A 22,091-nucleotide genomic window follows, 5' to 3' on the forward strand; every position below is an offset into this window, starting at 1 on the left:
GCGATACTGGATGTGGTGCGAGACCTGCCACTGTAAGCAAGCGCACCGACACCTGGCGAAGTTCCCGTGCCGCGAAAGTTCGCGGGAAAGAGCGTCCTGACCGCTTCGGGACGGGTGGAGAACGCCCTTTGGGACGGGTCGAGGTCCGGGTTGTCAGTGGGGCGGTCCACAATGGTGCGCGTCAGAACCTGAGGTTGCCCGAACAGAATCCGTGAAGGAGTCGCAGCCGCGATGGCCCGCCGCAGCACCAAGACCCCGCCGCCGGTCGACTTCGAGGAGAACATCCTCGACATCGACGTCGTCGACGAAATGCAGGGCTCCTTCCTCGAGTACGCGTACTCGGTGATCTACTCACGGGCCCTGCCGGACGCCCGTGACGGCATGAAGCCGGTGCACCGCCGCATCGTGTACCAGATGAACGAGATGGGCCTGCGCCCGGACCGCGGCTTCGTGAAGTGCGCCCGCGTGGTCGGCGAGGTCATGGGCAAGTTGCACCCGCACGGTGACGCGTCGATCTACGACGCGCTGGTGCGGATGGCGCAGCCGTTCTCCATGCGGCTCCCCCTCGTGGACGGGCACGGTAACTTCGGCTCGCTCGGCAACGACGACCCGCCGGCCGCCATGCGGTACACCGAGTGCCGGATGGCCGACGCGACGTCGCTGATGACGGAGTCGATCGACGAGGACACCGTCGCCTTCCAGTCGAACTACGACGGCCAGGAGCAGGAGCCGGTCGTTCTCCCGGCCGCGTATCCGAACCTCCTGGTCAACGGGGCGACCGGGATCGCCGTCGGCATGGCCACGAACATGCCGCCGCACAACCTGGGCGAGGTGATCGCCGCCGCCCGGCACCTGATCAAGCATCCGGGCGCGGACCTGGAGACCCTGATGCGGTTCGTCCCGGGCCCCGACCTGCCGACCGGCGGCCGGATCGTGGGCCTCGGCGGCATCAAGGATGCCTACGCGGCCGGGCGCGGTTCGTTCAAGATCCGCTCCACCGTCGCTGTCGAGAACGTCACGGCGCGCCGCAAGGGCCTGGTCGTCACGGAACTGCCCTTCACCGTCGGCCCGGAGAAGGTGATCGGCAAGATCAAGGACCTGGTCTCGGCGAAGAAGCTCCAGGGCATCGCCGACGTCAAGGACCTCACCGACCGTTCGCACGGACTGCGTCTGGTCATCGAGATCAAGAACGGCTTCGTCCCCGAGGCCGTGCTGGAGCAGCTCTACAAGCTGACGCCGATGGAGGAGTCCTTCGGCATCAACAACGTGGCGCTGGTCGACGGACAGCCGCTCACGCTGGGCCTCAAGGAGCTCCTGGAGGTCTACCTCGACCACCGCTTCGACGTGGTGCGCCGGCGCAGCGAGTTCCGCCGGACCAAGCGCCGCAACCGGCTTCACCTGGTCGAAGGCCTCCTCGTCGCCCTGGTCGACATCGACGAGGTCATCCGGCTGATCCGGTCGAGCGACAATTCGGCCCAGGCGAAGGAGCGGCTCATGGAGCGCTTCTCGCTGAGCGAGATCCAGACGCAGTACATCCTGGACACCCCGCTGCGCCGGCTGACCCGGTTCGACCGGATCGAGCTGGAGAGCGAGCGCGACCGCCTCGACGCCGAGATCGCCGAGCTGACCGCGATCCTCGAATCGGACACCGAACTGCGCAAGCTCGTCTCCACGGAACTGGCGGTGGTCGCGAAGAAGTTCGGCACCGACCGGCGCACGGTGCTGCTGGAGTCGGCCGGTTCGCAGGTCGCCTCGGTGCCGCTGGAGGTGGCGGACGACCCGTGCCGGGTCCTGCTGTCCTCGACCGGTCTGCTGGCGCGTACGGCCAACGACGACCCGATCGTCTTCGCCGAGGACGCCAAGCGGGCCAAGCATGACGTGATCGTGTCGGCGGTGCCCGCCACGGCGCGCGGCGACATCGGCGTGGTGACGTCCACCGGGCGGCTGTTGCGGCTCGCGGTGATCGACCTGCCCCAGCTGCCGGACACCCATGCGGCGCCCAACCTGTCGGGCGGGGCGATGGTCGGAGAGTTCCTCACGCTGGAGGCGGACGAGGAGGTCGTCTGCCTCACCACGCTCGACGAGTCCTCGCCGGGGCTGGCGATCGGCACCCTGCAGGGAGTCGTGAAGCGCGTGGTGCCCGATTACCCGGCCAACAAGGACGAGCTGGAGGTCATCACCCTCAAGGCCGGTGACCGGATCGTCGGCGCTGCGGAGCTGCGCACCGGTGAGGAGGACCTGGTCTTCATCACCTCGGACGCGCAGCTGCTGCGCTACCCGGCCGCCCAGGTGCGCCCGCAGGGGCGTCCGGCCGGCGGTATGGCGGGCGTCAAGCTCGCGGACGGGGCGGAGGTGCTCTCGTTCGCCGCGGTGGACCCTGCGGTGGACGCCATGGTGTTCACGGTCGCGGGTTCGCACGGCACGCTGGACGATTCGGTGCTGACGTGCAAGCTCACGCCGTTCGACCAGTACCCGCGCAAGGGCAGGGCCACCGGCGGGGTGCGCTGTCAGCGGTTCCTGAAGGGCGAGGACGTGCTGGTGTTCGCCTGGGCCGGTGCGACGCCGGCCAGGGCGGCGCAGAAGAACGGCACCCCGGCCTCGCTGCCCGAGCCCGATCCGCGACGCGACGGTTCGGGCACACCGCTGGAGAGCCCGGTCGCGGTGATCGCCGGCCCCGTGTAGGCCGCAGGCCCGGCGCCGGCGCGCCCTATGCGTCGTCGCCGGGCTCCCGCACGTACCGCAGGACGCCCCACATGGACCGCTCGTGTGCGGCGTCCTGCGCCGTTTTCGGCCCCGGGGCGCGGCAGGCTTCCAGCTCCTTGCCGAGGGCCTCGGCGTCGATGCCGGAACCGATCAGCACGAGCTGGGTCAGGCGCGGCTCGCCGCGTGTCCAGGGCCTGGGGGCGAACCGCAGGAACCTGCCGACGGCGTGCACCGCGTACGCGTGTTCCGGGTCGCCCGCACCGAAGTCGACAAAGCCCTTGATCCGGTAGAGGCCACGGGGCCGGGAGTCGAGGAACTCCATCAGCCGACGGGGGTCCATCGGCACCTCGGAGGTGAAGTCGACGCTCTCGTAGACGGTGTGCAGATGGGCCCCGTGCTCCTCGCCGGCCTCCTGCGCGCGCTCCTCCAGGTACAGGTCCTCGAAAGTGAGCTGACGCGCCTTCTCCTCGGCGTCGGGCCGCAACGCCGGATCGAAGAGCAGCTCCGGGTCGACGCGTCCGTACGTGGCGGTGACGACCGCCGCCCCGCTGCCGGTCGCCGCGACGGCCTCCCGGATGCGTGCCTGCTCCTCCTCACCGGCCCGGTCCGTCTTGTTCAGCACGACGAGGTCGGCGACGGCGAGATGCCGGTCGATCTCCGGGTGACGCTCCCGGGTGGCCGCGAACTCGGCGGCGTCGACCACCTCGACCAGTCCCCCGTACACGATGTGCGGGTTGTCGCTGGCCAGGAGCATCCGTACGAGTTCCTGGGGTTCCGCGAGCCCGCTCGCCTCGATGACGATCACGTCGAGGCGGGCGGAGGGCCGGGTCAGGGTCTCCAAGTACGTGTCCAGTTCGCTCGCGTCGACCGCGCAGCAGAGGCAGCCGCCGCCCAGCGAGACGGTCGAGCCGACCTGCCCGGAGACGGTCATGGCGTCGATCTCGATGGCCCCGAAGTCGTTGACGATCACCCCGATGCGGTTTCCCGCGCGGTGCCGCAGGAGGTGGTTGAGCAGCGTCGTCTTGCCCGATCCGAGGAAGCCCGCGAGGACGATGACGGGGATCTGCCGGCTGCGGGGCGGGGGCGACGCGTTCAACGGGGGCCTTCCTGCGGTGTCAGACTGCCGGGACCGGCTGCGGCGGGGGCGGACCGACGTAGCGGGCCGCCGGACGGATGATCTTCGAGTCCTCCGCCTGCTCCAGGATATTGGCGCTCCAGCCGACGACCCGCGCCGCGCAGAAGGTCGGGGTGAACATCTCGCGCGGCAGCCCGCACAGCTCCATGACGACCCCGGCGTAGAACTCCACGTTGGTGTGCAGTTCGCGCCCCGGCTTGAGCTCGGCGAGGATCGCCTCGACCTGCCGTTCGACCTCCACGGCGAAGTCCACGAGCGGGCCGCCGAAGCCCTGGGCGATCGACCTCAGCATGTGTGAACGCGGGTCCTCGGTGCGGTAGACCGGGTGACCGAAGCCCATGATCCGGTCACCGGCGAGCACCCGCTCGCGGATCCAGCCGTCGATGCGCTCGGGGGTGCCGATGGCGTCCAGGGTGTCGAGGGCGCGGCTGGGCGCACCGCCGTGCAGCGGGCCGGAGAGCGCGCCGACCGCCGCGACCAGGCAGGCGGCGACGTCCGCGCCGGTGGAGGCGACGACACGGCCGGTGAAGGTCGAGGCGTTGAAGCCGTGGTCGACGGTGGAGATGAGGTACTGCTCGACGGCCCTGACCCGGCCGGCGTCCGGTACCGAGCCCGTCAGCATGTAGAGGTAGTTGGCCGCGTACGGCAGGTCGTCGCGCGGCTCCACCGGTTCGAGCCCCTTGCCGAGCCGGTGCAGGGCGGTCAGCACGGTGGGGACGGCTGCGCAGGCGGTCAGGGCGTCATCGCGGCGCCGGTCGGCGTCGATGTCGTACACCGGGCGGAACCCGGCCGAGGCGCCGAGCAGGGAGAGCGCCGTGCGCAGCCCCGCGAGCGGGCCGGCCGCGGCGCCCGCCCGGGCTATGGCGGGCAGGGCGTCGCGCACCTCGGCGGGCAGGCGTCGCAGTGCGGCGGTTCGGGTGGCGAAGTCCGCTCGGGCGGCGGGGCCGGGCAGCTCGCCCTCGGTCATCAGGTACCAGACGTCCTCGAAGCTGCGGGTCCGCGCCAGTTCGATCGCCGAGTACTGCCGGTAGTGGTAGAAGCCCTCGCGGCCCCGGACGTCACCGAGGGCGGTATCGGTGACGACGACTCCTGCCAGGCCCCGGGGGACGTCGAGCGGTGTTGTGGGAGTGGTGGTCGTCATTGCTTCCTCCAAGGACATTCGGTGACGGGAGACATTGATTCGACTGTCCATGCTTGACTTGAGTTCTGTCAATGTTGATTGGATCAATATGGATACGGTGGGGAACATGACGGATCAAGCAGACGCGGCCGACCCTCCCCAGCCGTCGGCACGGCGGCTCACCACCCGGGAGACGGCGGAGCGGCTGGGCGTGAAGCCCGAGACGGTGTACGCGTACGTCAGCCGGGGCCAGCTCAGCAGCAACCGCGCGGCGGGCGGACGGGGGAGCACGTTCGACGCCGCGGAGGTCGACGCCCTCGCGCGGCGCACGGGGCGCCGGGAATCCACCGCACCGGCCGGCGCGCTGTCCTTCCCCACCGGCATCACCCTCATCGAAGGCGACCGGTACTTCTTCCGGGGCGTGGACGCCACGGAGCTGGCCCGGCGCCATGCGTACGAGGAGGTCGCGGAGTGGCTGTGGACCGGGGAGCTCCGGCCCGGGATCCGTTTCACCGCGCCGGCCGATGCACTCGCCGCGGCCCGCCGCGCCGTCGGCGCGCTGCCGTCGCACTGCGGTTCCACGGACCGGCTGCGGGTGGCGGTCGTCGCGGCGGCGGCGGCCGATCCGCTCCGCTTCGACCTGTCGCGCGAGGCGGTGCTGGGCGGCGCACGGAGCCTGATCCCGACCCTGGTGGCCGCGCTGCCCGCGGTCACGGAGGGCGGCGGGGCCACACCTCCCGGCCTGGCCCGTCAACTCTGGCCGAAACTCACCGGGCACCCGGCGGACGAGGCCTCACTGGCGGTGCTGAACACGGCGCTGGGGCTGCTGATCGACCACGATCTGGCCGCCTCCACCCTCGCGGCCCGGGTCGCCGCCTCCGCCCGCGCCCACCCGTACGCCGTGGTCTCGGCGGGGCTCGGGGTGCTGGAGGGTCCCCTGCACGGAGCCGCGAGCGGGCTGGCACACCGAATGCTGTCCGAGGTCCTGGAGCGGGGCGGGGCGGCCCCGGTGGTCGCCGACCATCTGCGCGGCGGACGCCGGGTACCAGGCCTCGGTCACCGGCTCTACACCGGCGAGGACCCACGGGCCCGCGTCCTGTTCGAACTGCTCGCGGAGGTCCCACGGGCCGCACCGGCCCTGGCAGCCGCCCGTGACGTCGCCGCCACGGCCGCCCGGCACACGCCCCTGCACGCCAATGTGGATCTGGCGCTCGCCGTTCTGTCCGTCTCGTCGGGCATGGCCGCGGAGGCGGGCGAGACGTTGTTCGCGATCTCCCGTACGGCGGGCTGGATCGCGCACGCGCTGGAGGAGTACGAGGAGCGCCCGCTGCGGATGCGCCCCAGCGGGCAGTACACCGGCCCGCAGCCGCCCCAGCCACTGCCCACCGCCGGCACGGCCGCCGTTCCGCAATAGACGGCGACCACGGCGTAAATTCGCGACGGTCAGCGGGAAGCGCTGCGCGGGGGCTGGGCCGTCGAGCCCCGCACCACCAGTTCGGGCTCGAAGAGCAGTTCGTCGGACGGCACCGCGCGGCCGCCGATCTGTACGGACAGCAGCTCGACGGCGGCCCGGCCCATGGCCTCGATCGGCTGTCGGACCGTGGTGAGCGGCGGCTCGGTGCAGTTCATGAACGCCGAGTCGTCGTAGCCCACGACGGAGACGTCCTCTGGCACGGACAGGCCCCGGCGGCGCGCCGCCCGGACCGCTCCCAGGGCGAGCGGGTCGCTGGCGCAGATGAATCCGGTGACCCCCTGGTCCAGCAGCCGCATGGCGGCCGCCTGCCCGCCCTCCAGCGAGAACATCGCCCTGGCCACCCACTCGTCCGGGACGGTCGCGCCGGACGCCTCGGCGAGCGTCCGGGCGGCGGCCAGCTTGCGCTGCGAGGGCATGTGGTCCGAGGGGCCGAGCACCAGACCGATGCGCTCGTGCCCCAGAGAGACCAGGTGACGCCACGCCTGCTCGACGGCCACGGAGTCGTCGCAGGAGACGCAGGGGAAACCGAGATGCGCGATGGCCGCGTTGATCAGGACGACGGGGATCTTGCGGTCGGCCAAGACCTTGTAGTGGTCGTGCGGGGCGTCGGCCTGGGCGTAGAGACCGCCGGCGAAGACGACGCCCGAGACCTGCTGCTGCAGAAGCAGCTCCACGTAGTCCGCCTCGGAGACCCCGCCCTTGGTCTGGGTGCACAGCACCGGGGTGAGGCCCTGCTGCGCGAGCGCGCCGCCGACCACCTCGGCGAAGGCGGGGAAGATCGGGTTCTGCAGCTCGGGCAGGACCAGTCCCACCAGGCGCGCCCGTTCGCCGCGCAGCTGGGTCGGGCGCTCGTAGCCGAGGACGTCCAGCGCGGACAGGACGGCCTGCCGCGTGGCGTCGGAGACGCCCGGCTTACCGTTGAGTACCCGGCTGACCGTGGCCTCGCTGACTCCAACCTTCTGTGCCACCTGAGCAAGTCGTCGCGTCATGTGCGCAAGATTAGCGCAAGAAACGCAAGCCGATTGCGTGAGGCGGAAAACGAGACGAATTTCGGAAAGCACCGGAATGCCCTCTACCGTCTCTACGATGAGCGCCCCACCGCCCACGGCCAGAAGGCCGCGCCGACTCGGCTGGCCCCAGCGCGTCTTCTCGCAGGTGCTGCTGATGCAGCTGGCCATCGCCACCGGCGTCACCGTACTCGCCACCGGCCTCTTCCTGGCACCCCTCAGCGCACAACTCGACGACCAGGCGATGCGCCGCGCCCTGTCCATCGCGCAGAGCACGGCCGCCCAGCCGCAGATCGCCGAGGCGCTGCTCACCACGGCCCCGGCGCCCCGGGGCCCCGTCCAGACCGCCGCGGAGCGGATCAGGCGGGCCACGGGCGCCGAGTACGTCGTCGTGATGGACCGCCACGGGGTGCGCTGGTCGCATCCCGACCGTTCCCGGATCGGAGGCGTCGTCTCCACCGACCCCGGCAGGGCGCTGGCGGGCCAGGACGTGCGGGAGATCGACAGCGGCACGCTCGGACGCTCGGCCCGGGGCAAGGTTCCGTTGCGGGACGGGGCCGGGCACATCGCCGGTGCGGTCTCCGTCGGCATCGCGTACGACAACGTCCGCGCCAGGCTCCTCGCGGCGATCCCCGGGCTCCTCGCGTACGCGGGCGGGGCGCTGGCCGTGGGAGCGCTGGCCGCCTATCTGATCTCGCGGCGCCTGCAACGGCAGACCCATGACCTCGCCTTCTCCGACATCGCCGCTCTGCTGACGGAGCGCGAGGCGATGCTGCACAGCATCCGGGAAGGGGTGGTCGCGCTCGACAAAGGCGGCCGCATCCGCCTTCTGAACGACGAGGCGCAACGGCTGCTGGGGGTCGGGCCAGAGGCGTCGGGCCGCCCGCTGGCCGAGGTGTTCGGTACCGGGCGGACCGCCGACGTACTGGCGGGCGATGTCGCGGGCGAGGACCTGCTGACCGTGCGCGGCAGCCGGGTGCTGCTCGCCAACCGCATGCCGACGGCCGACGGCGGAGCCGTCGTCACCCTGCGCGACCGCACCGAGCTCGAACACCTCGGCCGCGAGCTCGACTCCACCCGCGGGCTGATCGACGCCCTGCGCGCCCAGGACCACGAGCACGCCAACCGGCTGCACACGCTCCTCGGCCTGCTGGAGCTGGAGCTGCACGAGGATGCGAGGGAGTTCGTCACGGAGGTCGTCGGCGTCCACCGGGCCACCGCGGAACAGATCACCGAGAAGGTCCGTGACCCGCTCCTCGCCGCACTGCTGGTCGGCAAGGCGACGGTCGCCGCGGAGCGCGGCGTCGCCCTGCGCGTGGCGCCCGGCACCCTGCTCCCGGACCGGCTCGTCGACCCCCGCGGGCTGGTGACCATCGTCGGCAACCTGGTCGACAACGCGTTGGACGCGGCCGCCGGAGCGGACAGCGCCCTCATCGAGGTGGGCCTGCGCGCCGAGGGCCGTACGGTGGTGCTGAGGGTCCGCGACAACGGCCCCGGAGTTCCGCCCGGACAGCGTGCATCGATCTTCACCGAGGGCTGGTCGACCAAGGAGCCTCCGGCGCACGGCAAGCGCGGCCTCGGGCTCGCGCTGGTGCGGCGGCTGGCCGAGCGGCAGGGCGGCAGCGTGGCGGTGGACGCGGCGGACGAGGGCGGGGCGGCGTTCACCGTCGTACTCCCCGAGGCCATGACCGAAGCGGAATCCGACAAGGCGGGAGCGGTGCGGTGATCGAGGTCCTGGTCGTCGACGACGACGTCCGTGTCGCGCGGATCAACGCGGCCTACGTCACGAAGGTGCCCGGCTTCCGGGTGGCCGCGCAGGCGCACTGCGCCGCCGACGCGCTCGCCGCGGTCGAGAAGGGCCCGGTGGATTTGATCCTGCTGGACCACTACATGCCCGACCGCAGCGGGCTGGACGTGGTGCGGGAGCTGCGCCGCCTCGGCCACCGCACCGACGTGATCATGGTGACGGCGGCGCGCGACGTCGCCACCGTCCAGGAGGCCATGCGTCAGGGCGCCCTCCAGTACCTCGTGAAGCCCTTCACGTATGCGGGCCTGCGGACCAAACTGGAGGCCTACGCGGCGCTGCGCCGCACGTTGGAGAACGGCGGCGACGCCGAGCAGGGCGAGGTGGACCGGCTCTTCGGCGCCCTGTGGGCGGCGGGCGAGCCCGATCTGCCCAAGGGACACTCGGCCACGACGGCCGAACTGGTCCGCAAGGCGCTCCGCGGCGCCGCCGGCCCGCTCTCCGCCCAGGAGATCGCGGAGAACGCCGGAATGAGCCGGCAGACGGCCCAGCGCTACCTGAAGCTGCTGGAACGGTCCGGGCGCGTCCAGCTGACCCTGCGGTACGGCGAGACGGGGCGGCCCGAACACCGCTATGCCTGGGTCACCGGCGGCCGATGACCGTGGCACCCGGCCGCTACGCCTGCGGGTGCTGCGCGTCGTAGGCGCTCTGGCTCCGCTCGATGCCGGGATTGTTGTCGACGGCCCACTCGGCCAGCTTCACAGCGGGCTCGATCAGGGTGCGCCCGGTCGCGGTGAGTTCGTATTCGACCCGTGGCGGAACCTCGGCGAACACCGTGCGGGACACCAGGCCGTCGCGCTCCAGATGCCGGACCGTGCGGGTCAGCATGCGCTGCGAGATGCCGGGGATGCGCTGCTGGAGCTCGGTGAAGCGCATGCGTTCGCCGTCGAGGGTGGCGACCACCAGGAGGGTCCACTTGTCACCGATGCGGTCCAGGATGCCGCGGATCGCCCGGCCTCCGTCGCCGCGGATGAGGCAGCTGTGGCGGTACTTCGACATCGGCGTCCCCTGTTCGCCACGCACACCCGTGTGCCTTTTGTAAGCGTTTCGATACTCACCGATCATGTGGCTACTTACAAGTCGTCACCATGACGGAGGACGAAGATGGAGATCGCCTACTGGATCGTCGCCGGGCTTCTGGCCGCCTTCTACCTGTACGCGGGGGGCAAGAAGGCCGCCCAGAGCAAGGAGCGATTGGCTCCCATGATGGGCTGGGTGGACACGGTGCCGATGCGGCTGGTCCGCGTCATCGGAGTCGTCGAGATCCTTGGCGCTGCCGGTCTGGTGCTGCCGCCGCTGACGGGGATCGCGCCCGCCCTCGCGACGGCGGCGGCAGTGGGCCTGCTCGTACTCCAGGTGCTGGCGGCGGCCCTGCACCTGTCCCGGGGCGAGGTCAGGGAGACCGGCCTCAACGCCGCCCTCGTCGTGCTCGCCGCGGTGGCGGCCTGGCTCGCCACCACGTGGTGAGACGCACGCGGAGGCCATGAGCGCCGGTCACCCGGCGCAGGCTCGGGCACAGAGTCTCCGGTCACACCGCGCCGGCACCGGTCAGCGCACGCACCTCGGTCTCCGCGTGCCTGGCCTCGTCGGGCGGCTCGGCAGAGGTGACCGTGCCGATCCAGCCGACCAGGAAGCCCAGCGGGATCGAGACCAGGCCCGGGTTCTCCAGCGGGAAGAGCTGGACGTCCACCCCGGGGAACAGCGAGGTGGGGCTGCCCGAGACGACCGGGGAGAGCAGGACGAGCAGAACCGCGGGAACCAGACCGCCGTAGACCGACCAGACCGCCCCGCGCGTGGTGAACTTCCGCCAGAAGAGCGAGAAGAGCAACACCGGCAGGTTCGCCGACGCGGCGACCGCGAAGGCCAGGCCCACCAGGAAGGCCACGTTGAGGTCCTGGGCGAGCAGCCCCAGCCCGATGGCGGCCACCCCGATCCCCGCCGCGGCCACCCGCGCCACGGCGACCTCGCTGTACGGCCGGGAGCCCGGTCGTTTGAGCGAGGCGTAGAGGTCGTGCGCCACGGACGCGGACGAGGCGAGGGTGATACCGGCGACGACGGCGAGGATGGTCGCGAAGGCCACGGCGGCGACCACGGCGAACAGAATCGTTCCCCCCGTCGAACCCTCCCCGCCGCCGAGGACCAGGGCGAGCAGCGGAACGGCCGTGTTGCCGGCCGGGTTCGACTCCCGTACCTCGGCCGATCCGACGAGTGCCGCCGCGCCGAACCCGAGCACGATCGTCATCAGGTAGAAGCTCCCGATGAGACCGATGGACCAGACGACCGACCGGCGGGCGGCGCGGGCCGTCGGCACGGTGTAGAAGCGCGAGAGGATGTGCGGGAGGCCTGCCGTCCCGAGCACCAGGGCCAGCCCCAGGCTGATGAAGTCGATCCGCGCCGTCCAGCTCCCGCCGTACCGCAGACCGGGCGAGAGGAACTCCTTGCCATGCCCGCTGCGGTCGGCGGCGGAGTTGAGCAGCTCGTTGACGTTTCCATGGAAGTGGACCAGAACCAGCACGGTGAGCACCACGGTGCCCGCCATCAGCAGTACGGCCTTGACGATCTGGATCCAGGTGGTGGCACGCATTCCGCCGAGTGACACGTAGACCACCATCAGCGCCCCGACCCCGATGACCGTCCAGGACCGTGCGGCGCCGCTCGTTCCGCCGAGGAGCAGGGCGACGAGGCTGCCCGCACCGACCATCTGCGCCACCAGGTAGAGGACGGAGACGGTGACGGAGGAGGTCCCCGCGGCGATCCTGACCGGGCGCTCCGCCATGCGCGCCGCCACCACGTCGGCGAGGGTGAACCGCCCGCAGTTGCGCACGAGTTCCGCCACGAGCAGCAGAACGACGAGCCAGGCGACCAGGAAGCCGACCGAGTAGAGCATGCCGTCGTAGCCGAAGAGGGCGATCACTCCGGAGATGCCGAGGAAGGAGGCGGCCGACATGTAGTCGCCGGCGATGGCGAAACCGTTCTCCATGGGGGAGAACAGCCGCCCGCCCGCGTAGAACTCCTCGGCCGATCCTTGCCGGTTGCGGCTCACCCAGGTCGTGATGCCGAGAGTGACGGCGATGAAGGCGCTGAACAGCAGGAGCGCCAGGGTCTGGTGGTTGCCGCTCAACGCCCGATCCCCCGCGTCATCTCCTGGGTGTCCCAGCGCAGATCGAGCGCGGCCCGGTCTCTTCGCAGCCGCGCGTGCCGTGCGTACGCACCGGTGAGCAGGAAGGTGGTGAGGAACTGCCCCAGTCCAGCGACCATCGCGACGTTGACCGCCCCGGCCACCGGACGCGCCATCAGGCCGGGCGCGGTGACCGCCGTGACGACATAGGCGAGGTACCAGACGAGAAAGGCCAGGGAGGCGGGGACGACGAACCGCCGGTAGCGACGACGCACTTCTTGGAAGGCCTCGCTGCGCCGCACCTCCAGATAGATCTCCGCCGCGCTGCGGCCGCGCCCGGGTGCGGCGGGGCCGGGCGCGGCGGCGGGGGCGAAGCCGCCCGTACCGTCCAGTTCCCCCCATCCGGAGGCCAGTGCGTCGTACCACGGGTCGTCGAGCCGCATTCCTGCGGCTTCGCGCCCTGCTTCCTTCTCCACCGAAGAACTCCCCTTGTCCACGGACCACTTCGGCCGCGTACCCAAGAATGGGCAGATCGGGAAGTTCCCGGGCACTTCATTCCCGGGACTTCACCTCTTCAGGTGAAGGTTGTCCCGTGCGGCAGTGCGAGCCCTCGAACGTACGCATAGCGGACCGCCTGGGCCCGGTCGCGAAGCCCAGCCTTGGCGAACAGGTTGTTGATGTGGCTCTTCACCGTGGCCTGCGAGATGTGGAGGCTGCGAGCGATCTCCGCGTTGGACATTCCCTCGGCGATCAGGACGAGCACCTCGGCCTCACGGGGGGTCATTCCGTCGGGCAGCTCCGGCTCACCGCTCCCCGCCTGGGACAGCGGCCCGGCGGTGACCTGCTCCAGCAGACGGCGCTGGATGGCGGGCGAGAGCCCCGCCTCGCCCGAGCGCACGGCCTGGACGGCCCTCACGATCTCGTCACCCCCGGCGTCCTTCGTCAGGTAGCCGCGGGCCCCCGCCCGGAGCGCGGGGAAGAGTGAATCGTCATCGGCGAAGGTCGTCAGCACCACGACCTGCGTGCCGGGGAAGTCCTTACGGATGCGGCGCGTTGCCTCCACCCCGTCGCAGCGTGGCATCCGCAGGTCCATCAGGACAACGTCCGGGGCGAGCTCGGCCACCAGAGCGACGGCCTCCTCCCCGTCCTTCGCCGATCCGACCACCTCGATCCCGGGCAGCAGCCCCAGCAGCATCACGATTCCCTCACGCACCACCGCCTGGTCGTCGGCGACCACCACCCGCGCGCTCACGCGGGCACCCGCAGACTCACCACGAAGCCCTCCTCTCCGGGGCCGGCCTCCAGCGTGCCCCCCAGCAGTTCGGCGCGTTCCCTCATCCCCAGCAGACCGTAGCCGGAGCCACTGACAGCGAGCTCTCCCCCCGCGCCGTCTCCACCCGTATCGCTGATTTCCAAGGCGATCGCGTCCGGTCGGTACTCCAGCCTGATCAGCACCCTCGCCCCCGGGGCGTGCTTGCTGACATTGGTGAGCGCCTCCTGCGCCACGCGCCGGACCGCCTGCGAGGCCTCGGCGGTCAGTGTCCGCGGCCTCCCCTCCACCCGGACCTCGACCGGCTCCACCGCCACCAGCTGCCGCAGGAACTCCTCCACGGGGGACACCTCGCCGCGCAGGGCGGAGAGCGCCTGGCGGGTCTCGACAAGCCCCTCCCGGGCCATGGAACGGGCCGCGACCACCCGCTGCAGGACCTGGTCCCGGAATTCCCCCGAGGGCTCCCTCTCGATCAGCAGCCGCGCCGCCTCCAGATGCACCATCTGCGCCGAGAGGCTGTGCGCGAGCACGTCATGGATCTCCCGGGCGATCCTGGACCGCTCGTCCAGCGCGGCTGTCTCCGCCTCCGCCACCCGGGCCGCCCGCTCCTGGGCCAGGAGCCGCTGCCCGCTCCCCCGGGCCTCGGCGTCCAGACGCAGCACATATCCCGCGAGGCAGAGCCCAGCCGTGGTCACGGCCGTGGTCATCCAGTCGTCGGTGTCCACCACGACGTACGCGCCGAGGGCCACGGCGGTGGACGGAACACCGGCCGAGAGGGGCAGCCGCTCCAGCGCGGTGACGGCGCAGCCGCACCAAAGCACCACCGCGGGAACGTCGGCCCCCGCCCGCTCCGCCCCGAACGCCGCGAGCATGAGCAGGAACAGCAGGCCGAGCGAGGGCCGGAGACGGTTTTCCCGAGTGGTCCGGAAGAAGGCCACGGCGGCCGCCCCGCATCCGGCGACTCCGGCCAGACCGACCACGATCTCCCACGGACCGAACCGACCGCCCGCGAAGGTCCCCCAGAGCATGAGAGTGAGCAGCGCGGCTCTCACGGAACACCCGATCACAGCACGTGCACGGGTCCGGGTCTCCCATGAGAGCGCCTCCCTCGACGGCCAGCTGGTCCAGGCGGCGGGTGTCACACACGGTCCTTCCAGGCCGGCCGCGGCGGCGTGGCCTCGGCAGGGGCGCGGCACGGCTGCGGTATCTCGGCGGCCCGCCACGCCAGCACACCGCTGCGCACCACCGGAGTGGCCGCCAGAGCCGTCATCAGGGCCGGGACGCCCTGATGTATGCCCCTGACCGCGGCAAGCCCGTACAGGGCCGCTCGCAGCGTCAGCCCTCCGGTCCGGACGCAGACGGTCGCCCGGGTGCCCTTGCCCCACAGGGCCCGGTCCTCCGCACGCCAGAGCCGGGTGGTCCACGCCCAGCCGGCGCCGGTGATCACGCCCACGGCCACTTCTGCGCCCAGGACGCCGACGGACTGTGCCTGGTGACGCGGATCCACGGGTCCGGGCTCGCGCAGAGCCATGACGAGCAGCACGCCGGGCAGGACCCACCACCGACGGTCGCCCGAGACCCGCTGCGGCGGGCACTGGCGGACGACGACGAGAGCGATGACCGCGATGATCACCAGGACATTGAGGAATCCGGGCATGGGCGCCTCCGAGCTGCGGAAAGTTTGTGCACTCCGACGCTACGGAAACGGCCCTGCCCGGCGGATCGGCTCAGGGGTGGACAGGGGGTGGAGCCGTTGTCTCCACCCCCGGGTGGAGACGCCCCGGGGGAGACAACGGCCCGGCCCGGCGAGCTGCCGGACGGAACACGGGCTCAGACGTCGATGCGCGAACGGTCCAGTGTGGCCGCCGAGCTGGTGATGAACTCCTTGCGGGGGGCCACTTCGTTGCCCATCAGCAGGTCGAAGACCTTCTCCGACGATTCCAGATCGCCGATGTTGATCCGCCGCAGTGTGCGGTGGCGCGGGTCCATCGTCGTCTCCGCCAGCTGGTCGGCGTCCATCTCCCCGAGGCCCTTGTACCGCTGGATCGAGTCCTTGTACCGGACGTTCTTCCGCTGGAGCTCCAGGAGCCGCTGGCGCAGTTCGTTGTCCGAGTACGTGTAGATGTACTTGTCCTGCCCCTTCTTCGGCTGGACCAGCTCGATCCGGTGCAGGGGCGGCACGGCGGCGAAGACGCGGCCGGCTTCGACCATGGGACGCATGTACCGCTGGAACAGCGTCAGCAGCAGGATGCGGATGTGGGCGCCGTCCACGTCGGCGTCGACCAGCAGCACGATCTTGCCGTAACGGGCGGCGTCGATGTCGAAGGTCCGACCGGACCCGGCTCCTATGACCTGGATGATCGCGCCGCACTCGGCGTTCTTCAGCATGTCGGAGACGGATGCCTTCTGAACGTTGAGGATCTTGCCGCGGATCGGCAGCAGCGCCTGGAACTCGCTGTTCCGTGCCAGCTTGGCGGTGCCGAGCGCGGAGTCGCCCTCCACGATGAACAGCTCGCTGCGCTCCACGTCGTCGCTGCGGCAGTCGGCGAGCTTCGCCGGCAGGGAGGAGGACTCCAGAGCCGTCTTGCGACGCTGCGCGTCCTTGTGCTGACGGGCGGCGATCCGGGTCCGGGCAGCTGCCACCGCCTTCTCCAGGACGGCTCTGGCCTGGGCCTTCGCGTCCCGCTTGGTGGAGGTCAGGAACGCCTTGAGCTCCTTGGCCACGACGTTGGCGACGATGCGGTTGGCCGCCGAGGTGCCCAGCACCTCCTTGGTCTGCCCCTCGAACTGCGGCTCCGCCAGCCGTACGGTCACGACGGCGGTGAGGCCCTCCAGCGCGTCGTCCTTGACGATGTCGTCCTCGGCGACGCGCAGCATCTTCGCGGAACGGAGGACCTCGTTGACCGTCTTGGTCACAGCACGTTCGAAACCGGTCACATGCGTGCCGCCCTTGGGGGTGGCGATGATGTTGACGAACGACTTCAGATTGGTGTCGTACCCCGTGCCCCAGCGCATGGCGATGTCGACCACCAGCTCCCGGGTGACCTCGGTCGCCGTCATGTGGCCGCGCTCGTCGAGCACGGGAACGGTTTCCTTGAACGTGCCCTGCCCGGTCAGGCGCAGGACGTCGCAGACCGCCTTGTCCTGGGCGAGGTACTCACAGAACTCGCTGATCCCGCCGTCGTAGCGGAACGTCTCCTCCGTCTTGCCCTCTCCCTCCAGACCGCGCTCGTCGCGCACGACGATGGTGAGGCCGGGGACGAGGAAGGCCGTCTGACGGGCCCGCTGGTAGAGCGTCTCGAGGTTGAGTTTCGCGTCCTTGAGGAAGATCTGCCGGTCGGCCCAGTACCGCACGCGGGTGCCCGTGCGCGTCTTGGGGACCCGCTTGCCCTTGAGGAGCCCGTTGGCCGGGTCGAACGGGCTGTCCGGCCCCTGCTCGGTGAACATCCCCGGCACCCCGCGCCGGAAGCTGATCGAGTGGGTCGCGCTGTTGCGGTCGACCTCGACGTCGAGCCGGGCGGAGAGGGCGTTGACGACGGAGGCGCCGACGCCGTGCAGACCGCCGGACGCGGCGTAGGAGCCACCGCCGAACTTGCCTCCGGCGTGCAGCTTGGTCATCACGACCTCGACGCCGGACAGGCCGGTCTTGGGCTCCACGTCGATGGGGATGCCCCGGCCGTTGTCCCGGACCTCGACGGAGTTGTCGTCGTGGAGGATGACCTCGATGTGGTCGCAGTATCCGCCGAGGGCCTCGTCGACGGAATTGTCGATGATCTCCCAGAGGCAGTGCATGAGGCCGCGGCTGTCGGTGGACCCGATGTACATGCCGGGGCGCTTGCGAACCGCTTCGAGCCCTTCGAGTACGAGCAGGTGCCGCGCGGTGTAGTTGGAACCGTCTCGGTCTGCTCCGGTCAGCAGCGCAGTGGACGGCACGGACGTATCGGCGGTCACGCGGTTCGCTCCTCGCTGAATTTCATTTGGGGCCCCGTGGGTAACGGGCTCGGCTTCGGTCGCCGCTGAGAGGGTACCGAGGCCTGGTAGAGCGGGTGTAACGCCACCCACGGAGAACCCTCACACTAGTCCAGCCTCGCATGCGCGTTCGATACCTCCTTCGAGTGACATGCACATCACGTTCCCTTCCAGGCATGAACCATTTAGGCTCCGGGCACGTCCTCATGAACAACCGGCAAGCCAGCCGGCGGGACCGACCCAGACAAGCAACGCGAAACCGTAGCGCCACGCAATACGGCACATTCGCCGCGAACCAGCAACAGACAGCCATCTTGAGAAGAAGTTTCGAAGAAATGCCACGAGCGGGAACGTTTTCGGCCTGGTTGGATGTTGACCCTGGTACGACAGCTCGTCGAGCTAGAGAAGAGGCGACGTGACTACTGTTCTGACCCCCGCGAGCCCGCTGACCGCAGCAGACCGCTGTGACCGTTGCGGCGCCCAGGCCTACCTGCGCGTCGTCCTGATCAGCGGCGGTGAACTGCTCTTCTGTGCCCACCACGGGCGCAAGTTCGAGCCGGAACTCAAGAAGATCGCCGCGGAAATACAGGATGAGACGGACCGGCTGACGGCCGTGCAGGCCCAAGCCGCCGAAGAGGAACACTGACACCTCGCATCCACGACGAGCCAGGGGCCGGTCCCACATCGGCCGACGGGCGGCTCCCCGCACAAGGGGAGCCGCCCGTTCTCGTATGCGTGCGGGCCGGTCAGCCGGTGCCGGCCATCCACTCGATGGCGGCGGAGACCCGCGTGTAGACGCCGGGGCTGTCCGCACGCCCGCACCCGTTCCCCCAGGACACGAGGCCCACGAGCTTCCCCTGGGCCACCAGAGGCCCTCCGCTGTCCCCCTGGCAGGCGTCGTACCCGCCCTGGGGTTCGCCCGCGCAGAGCATCGCCGAGGCCTCGTACGTGCCGCTGCCGCCTCCCGGGTAGGCCTCTTCGCACGAGCTGTCCGGCAGCACGGTCACCTCGGCGGACCGGAGTGACGTCACGTAGTCGCCGTTGCCGGTCGTGTCACCCCACCCGTAGACCGTCGCGGCCGTACCCGCCTGGTACGCGGAGTCACCGGCTGCGGCCATGGGGATCACGCTCTGTTCGGGCAGTGCGTCGGCGAGGGTGAGAACCGCGACGTCCCCGCTGTTGGTGATGGCGTCGAAACCGGGGTTGACCCACGTCCCGCTCACCGCGATCTCCTTGCCGTCGGTGCCGTTCAGCTCGTCCCGGCCCGAGATGATCCGCAGATCACGCACCTGGCCGACATCGACACCGAGCGCCTCCCGGCTCAGGCAGTGCGCGGCAGTCAACGCCTTCTTCGGCCCGACCACGACGGCTCCGCAGAACTGGCCGGCCCGGGTACCACCGAACCGGTCACGGCTGGAGAGGGCCACCACCCATGGGCTGTCCTTGACGTGAGCGGGCTGGCCGCCGATGACGATGCCGTCCGCGACCGCCGAGGCGGGCGACGCGAGCGGTATCAGGGCCGTTGCGGCAGCGAGGGCGAGCGCCCCGGTCATGGTGGGGATGACAGTGCGGGACATACGTACTCCTGACTCAGTGATGGACCATGCCCACCCAGAGTCATCGGACCGGCTGCGGCTCGCACCCGCAGCGAACCGGCCGGAACCGGCGCGGACCCGGCCCCGCACAGCACAGACCGAGGGCCCGGATCCCATGGGATCCGGGCCCTCGGCCGAGGTGCCTCTGCGACTAGTCGAGATAGTCGCGCAGGACCTGCGAGCGCGACGGGTGACGCAGCTTGGACATCGTCTTGGACTCGATCTGACGGATGCGCTCACGCGTCACGCCGTAGACCTTGCCGATCTCGTCCAGCGTCTTCGGCTGTCCGTCGGTGAGACCGAAGCGCATGGAGACCACGCCCGCCTCACGCTCGGACAGGGTGTCGAGCACCGAGTGCAGCTGCTCCTGGAGGAGCGTGAAGCTGACCGCGTCGGCCGGAACGACCGCCTCGGAGTCCTCGATCAGGTCACCGAACTCGCTGTCCCCGTCCTCACCCAGCGGGGTGTGGAGGGAAATCGGCTCACGGCCGTACTTCTGGACCTCGATGACCTTCTCGGGGGTCATGTCGAGTTCCTTGGCCAGCTCCTCCGGGGTGGGCTCACGGCCCAGGTCCTGGAGCATCTGGCGCTGCACGCGCGCGAGCTTGTTGATGACCTCGACCATGTGCACCGGGATACGGATGGTGCGGGCCTGGTCGGCCATGGCGCGGGTGATCGCCTGACGGATCCACCAGGTGGCGTACGTGGAGAACTTGTAGCCCTTGGTGTAGTCGAACTTCTCGACGGCGCGGATCAGACCGAGGTTGCCCTCCTGGATCAGGTCCAGGAAGAGCATGCCGCGGCCGGTGTAACGCTTGGCCAGCGAGACCACGAGACGGAGGTTGGCCTCCAGCAGGTGGTTCTTGGCGCGGCGCCCGTCCTCGGCGATGATCTCCAGCTCGCGCTTGAGCTTGGGCGCGAGCTTGTCGGCGTTCGCCAGCTTGTCCTCGGCGAACAGACCCGCCTCGATGCGCTTGGCGAGCTCGACCTCCTGCTCGGCGTTGAGGAGCGGGACCTTGCCGATCTGCTTCAGGTAGTCCTTGACCGGGTCGGCCGTGGCGCCGGCGACGGCGACCTGCTGCGCGGGTGCGTCGTCCTCGTCGTCGTCGGAGAGGACGAAGCCCTTGTTCTCGCCCTCGCCCTCCTCTTCCTCACCCTTGCCGGCCTTGACTTCCTCGGCCGCGTCGTCGCCGTCGAGGATCTCGTCGTCCTGCTTGCCGGCCTTCTTGGACGCGGTCTTCTTCGCCGCCGTCTTCTTCACGGCGGTCTTCTTGGCGGCCGTCTTCTTGGCTGCCGCCTTCTTCGCGGGCGCGGCCGCGGCGGCGTCGTCGGACACCGCGTCCACGGTCTCCGCCGACGGGGCGGCGGGGGCCGCGACGGTCCGTGTCACGGTCGTCTTGGCCGCGACGGTCTTGGTGGCGGTGCGCTTGACCGGGCTCTTCGCTGCGACGCTGCTCTTGCGGGCGCGCTTCGACGGCTCCGCGGCACTGACCATCAGCGTCACACCCTCTTCCTCGAGGATCTGGTTGAGGCTGCGCAGAACGTTCTTCCACTGGGTTGGCGGAATCTGGTCAGCCTCGAAGGCCCGACGCACGTCGTCGCCGGCGATCTGCCCATCAGCCTTTCCCCGCTCGATGAGCGCCATGACAGATTCGGACTCGGCGATCTCCGGCGGGAGCGTACGGGATGTGCTGGCCGACACGAACAACCTCTCGGAACGATGGAAACGGCTTCCGGCCCGGCCCTGAGAGGGCTGGAACCGACGACCGTCGGGCTGGGAATGTACCGACGGCGCGGGCTGGGCCTCAGAACTGGACAGCGCACTGAACGGCTGCTGTATTCCTTCCTCGGCGGTCACCTCTTAAGTCATCGCGCTGTTTCGAGGAGTGTTACGCCCAATCCGCGTGGCCCGAGTCACACCTCATTTGCGACGAACGAGACCAGGAGTGACATCCCTCCACAATTGTGCCGCCGGACCATGGGGGTCCGACGACACGTGGCTCGTACACCTGACCGCGCCGCGGTCAGTGCTCGCGCGGCGCCGGCACCACTCGCTCCACCTCGGGGTGGGCCACGAGCAGCTGGCGCATGGCCGCCTCGGCACCCGCGGAGTCGCCGGCCGCCAGGGCGTCGACGATGCGGGCGTGGTGGCCGAGAGACGCCTCGCTGGGCCGGTCGCAACCGGTGACCGGCCCGCCCGAGACCTGAAGAGCGGCTGAGACGATGCCGGAGAGATGTTCCAGCATGCGGTTGCCCGCGGCCTGGATGAGCAGGGCATGGAACTCCGCGTCGGCACGGGCGCAGGTGATCGCGTCGCCCTGCCCGAGCGCGTGGCCCATGATCTCGACCATGTCCCCGAGCCGCTGCTGCAGATCCTCACGCTTGTGACCGGCGGCCAGCCGGGCCGCGAGAGGTTCGATCGTCCATCGGAGCTCCCCCAGCTCGCGGCGCTGGTCGTCGCGCTGCGGGCCGAACGCACGCCATTCGATGATGTCGGGATCGAGCAGATTCCAGTCGCTGACCGGCCGGACCCGGGTGCCCACGTTGGGCCGGGCGCTGACCAGGCCCTTGGCCTCCAGTACGCGCAGCGACTCCCGGACAACGGTGCGGGAGACCTCGAATCGCTGACCGATCTCCTCCGGCACCAGAGGCCGGTCGGCGCCGAGGTCGCCGGAAACGATCATCTGACCCAGCTGCTGAACAAGTTGGCCGTGCAGACCGCGGCCCCGGCTGGCGGATCCCCGTCGGCCCACCCGGCCGAGTTCGGTATCAGGGCCGTCCCAGGCCCGGCCGGCTGCACGTTCGCCGGCCGGCGCGTCCGGATAGGTGTAACGGTCGAGTTCGCCCGGGCCGGGGAGGCCGGTGTCGGCGGTGCGGGCGGCGGTCATCATGGTGT

General features: G+C 70.4%; 19 protein-coding genes. 6 read left to right on the forward strand and 13 right to left on the reverse strand.

Annotation, left to right across the window (positions count from 1 at the left end; translation table 11 throughout):
* Positions 1 to 231 precede the first annotated feature (231 nt).
* The gene (locus ABZ454_RS15470; RefSeq protein WP_359538259.1) at positions 232 to 2,682 is read left to right on the forward strand and encodes a DNA topoisomerase IV subunit A; all 2,451 of its coding nucleotides are present in this window, start codon (positions 232 to 234) and stop codon (positions 2,680 to 2,682) included.
* Positions 2,683 to 2,707: 25 nt separating this feature from the next.
* On the opposite strand, the gene ABZ454_RS15475 is transcribed toward ABZ454_RS15470, so the two are convergent.
* Positions 2,708 to 3,799: a GTP-binding protein gene (locus ABZ454_RS15475; RefSeq protein WP_359538260.1), complete on the reverse strand. Its 1,092-nt coding sequence runs from the start codon at positions 3,797 to 3,799 to the stop codon at positions 2,708 to 2,710.
* A gap of 19 nt (positions 3,800 to 3,818) precedes the next feature.
* Positions 3,819 to 4,979 (reverse strand): citrate synthase, encoded by a 1,161-nt coding sequence (locus ABZ454_RS15480; RefSeq protein ID WP_359538261.1) that lies wholly within the window; start codon positions 4,977 to 4,979, stop codon positions 3,819 to 3,821.
* Positions 4,980 to 5,085: 106 nt separating this feature from the next.
* On the opposite strand from ABZ454_RS15480, the gene ABZ454_RS15485 reads away from it, so the two are divergent.
* On the forward strand, positions 5,086 to 6,372 hold the full coding sequence (locus ABZ454_RS15485) for a citrate synthase (protein ID WP_359538263.1): 1,287 nt from the start codon (positions 5,086 to 5,088) through the stop codon (positions 6,370 to 6,372).
* Positions 6,373 to 6,401: 29 nt separating this feature from the next.
* Here ABZ454_RS15485 and ABZ454_RS15490 read toward each other — a convergent pair whose 3' ends face one another.
* Entirely contained in the window at positions 6,402 to 7,421 is a 1,020-nt protein-coding gene (locus ABZ454_RS15490; RefSeq protein WP_356318240.1) for a LacI family DNA-binding transcriptional regulator, read from the reverse strand.
* Between the two features lie 97 nt (positions 7,422 to 7,518).
* Here ABZ454_RS15490 and ABZ454_RS15495 point away from each other — a divergent pair, with 97 nt between their 5' ends.
* On the forward strand, positions 7,519 to 9,165 hold the full coding sequence (locus ABZ454_RS15495) for a sensor histidine kinase (RefSeq protein ID WP_356318238.1): 1,647 nt from the start codon (positions 7,519 to 7,521) through the stop codon (positions 9,163 to 9,165).
* Positions 9,162 to 9,842 carry a response regulator gene (locus tag ABZ454_RS15500; protein WP_359538265.1) on the forward strand — a complete coding sequence of 227 codons (681 nt, stop codon included), beginning with the start codon at positions 9,162 to 9,164 and terminating at the stop codon, positions 9,840 to 9,842. Before ABZ454_RS15495 ends, ABZ454_RS15500 begins: the two co-directional genes overlap by 4 nt.
* Positions 9,843 to 9,858: 16 nt before the next feature.
* On the opposite strand, the gene ABZ454_RS15505 is transcribed toward ABZ454_RS15500, so the two are convergent.
* Positions 9,859 to 10,242 carry a helix-turn-helix domain-containing protein gene (locus ABZ454_RS15505; RefSeq protein WP_356318234.1) on the reverse strand — a complete coding sequence of 128 codons (384 nt, stop codon included), beginning with the start codon at positions 10,240 to 10,242 and terminating at the stop codon, positions 9,859 to 9,861.
* A gap of 105 nt (positions 10,243 to 10,347) precedes the next feature.
* Here ABZ454_RS15505 and ABZ454_RS15510 point away from each other — a divergent pair, with 105 nt between their 5' ends.
* On the forward strand, positions 10,348 to 10,710 hold the full coding sequence (locus tag ABZ454_RS15510) for a DoxX family protein (protein ID WP_356318232.1): 363 nt from the start codon (positions 10,348 to 10,350) through the stop codon (positions 10,708 to 10,710).
* Between the two features lie 61 nt (positions 10,711 to 10,771).
* Here ABZ454_RS15510 and ABZ454_RS15515 read toward each other — a convergent pair whose 3' ends face one another.
* From ABZ454_RS15515 to ABZ454_RS15540, 6 genes are all read right to left on the reverse strand, one after another.
* Positions 10,772 to 12,364, reverse strand: a complete 1,593-nt coding sequence (locus ABZ454_RS15515) for a cation acetate symporter (protein ID WP_359538268.1) — start codon at positions 12,362 to 12,364, stop codon at positions 10,772 to 10,774.
* Positions 12,361 to 12,804, reverse strand: a complete 444-nt coding sequence (locus ABZ454_RS15520) for a DUF485 domain-containing protein (RefSeq protein WP_356318397.1) — start codon at positions 12,802 to 12,804, stop codon at positions 12,361 to 12,363. Before ABZ454_RS15520 ends, ABZ454_RS15515 begins: the two co-directional genes overlap by 4 nt.
* Positions 12,805 to 12,935: 131 nt before the next feature.
* Positions 12,936 to 13,613, reverse strand: a complete 678-nt coding sequence (locus ABZ454_RS15525; RefSeq protein WP_359538270.1) for a response regulator transcription factor — start codon at positions 13,611 to 13,613, stop codon at positions 12,936 to 12,938.
* Entirely contained in the window at positions 13,610 to 14,773 is a 1,164-nt protein-coding gene (locus ABZ454_RS15530) for a histidine kinase (protein ID WP_359538272.1), read from the reverse strand. Before ABZ454_RS15530 ends, ABZ454_RS15525 begins: the two co-directional genes overlap by 4 nt.
* A complete protein-coding gene (locus tag ABZ454_RS15535; RefSeq protein ID WP_359538274.1) occupies positions 14,770 to 15,288 on the reverse strand; it encodes a DUF1453 domain-containing protein in 519 nt (172 codons plus the stop codon). The genes ABZ454_RS15530 and ABZ454_RS15535 overlap by 4 nt, the downstream gene beginning before the upstream one ends.
* 173 nt (positions 15,289 to 15,461) lie before the next feature.
* A complete protein-coding gene (locus ABZ454_RS15540; RefSeq protein WP_359538275.1) occupies positions 15,462 to 17,582 on the reverse strand; it encodes a DNA topoisomerase IV subunit B in 2,121 nt (706 codons plus the stop codon).
* 433 nt (positions 17,583 to 18,015) lie between these two features.
* On the opposite strand from ABZ454_RS15540, the gene ABZ454_RS15545 reads away from it, so the two are divergent.
* Positions 18,016 to 18,246, forward strand: a complete 231-nt coding sequence (locus tag ABZ454_RS15545) for a hypothetical protein (protein WP_018105354.1) — start codon at positions 18,016 to 18,018, stop codon at positions 18,244 to 18,246.
* Positions 18,247 to 18,346: 100 nt separating this feature from the next.
* On the opposite strand, the gene ABZ454_RS15550 is transcribed toward ABZ454_RS15545, so the two are convergent.
* From ABZ454_RS15550 to ABZ454_RS15560, 3 genes are all read right to left on the reverse strand, one after another.
* Positions 18,347 to 19,177, reverse strand: coding sequence for a serine protease (locus ABZ454_RS15550; RefSeq protein WP_359538277.1), 831 nt, complete (start codon positions 19,175 to 19,177; stop codon positions 18,347 to 18,349).
* A 169-nt stretch (positions 19,178 to 19,346) separates the two neighbouring features.
* Positions 19,347 to 20,897: an RNA polymerase sigma factor gene (locus tag ABZ454_RS15555; RefSeq protein ID WP_356318215.1), complete on the reverse strand. Its 1,551-nt coding sequence runs from the start codon at positions 20,895 to 20,897 to the stop codon at positions 19,347 to 19,349.
* Positions 20,898 to 21,219: 322 nt separating this feature from the next.
* Entirely contained in the window at positions 21,220 to 22,086 is an 867-nt protein-coding gene (locus ABZ454_RS15560; protein WP_359538375.1) for a FadR/GntR family transcriptional regulator, read from the reverse strand.
* Positions 22,087 to 22,091 lie beyond the last annotated feature (5 nt).

The sequence above is a fragment of the Streptomyces sp. NPDC005803 genome (assembly GCF_040630435.1).
Classification (GTDB): Bacteria; Actinomycetota; Actinomycetes; order Streptomycetales; family Streptomycetaceae; genus Streptomyces.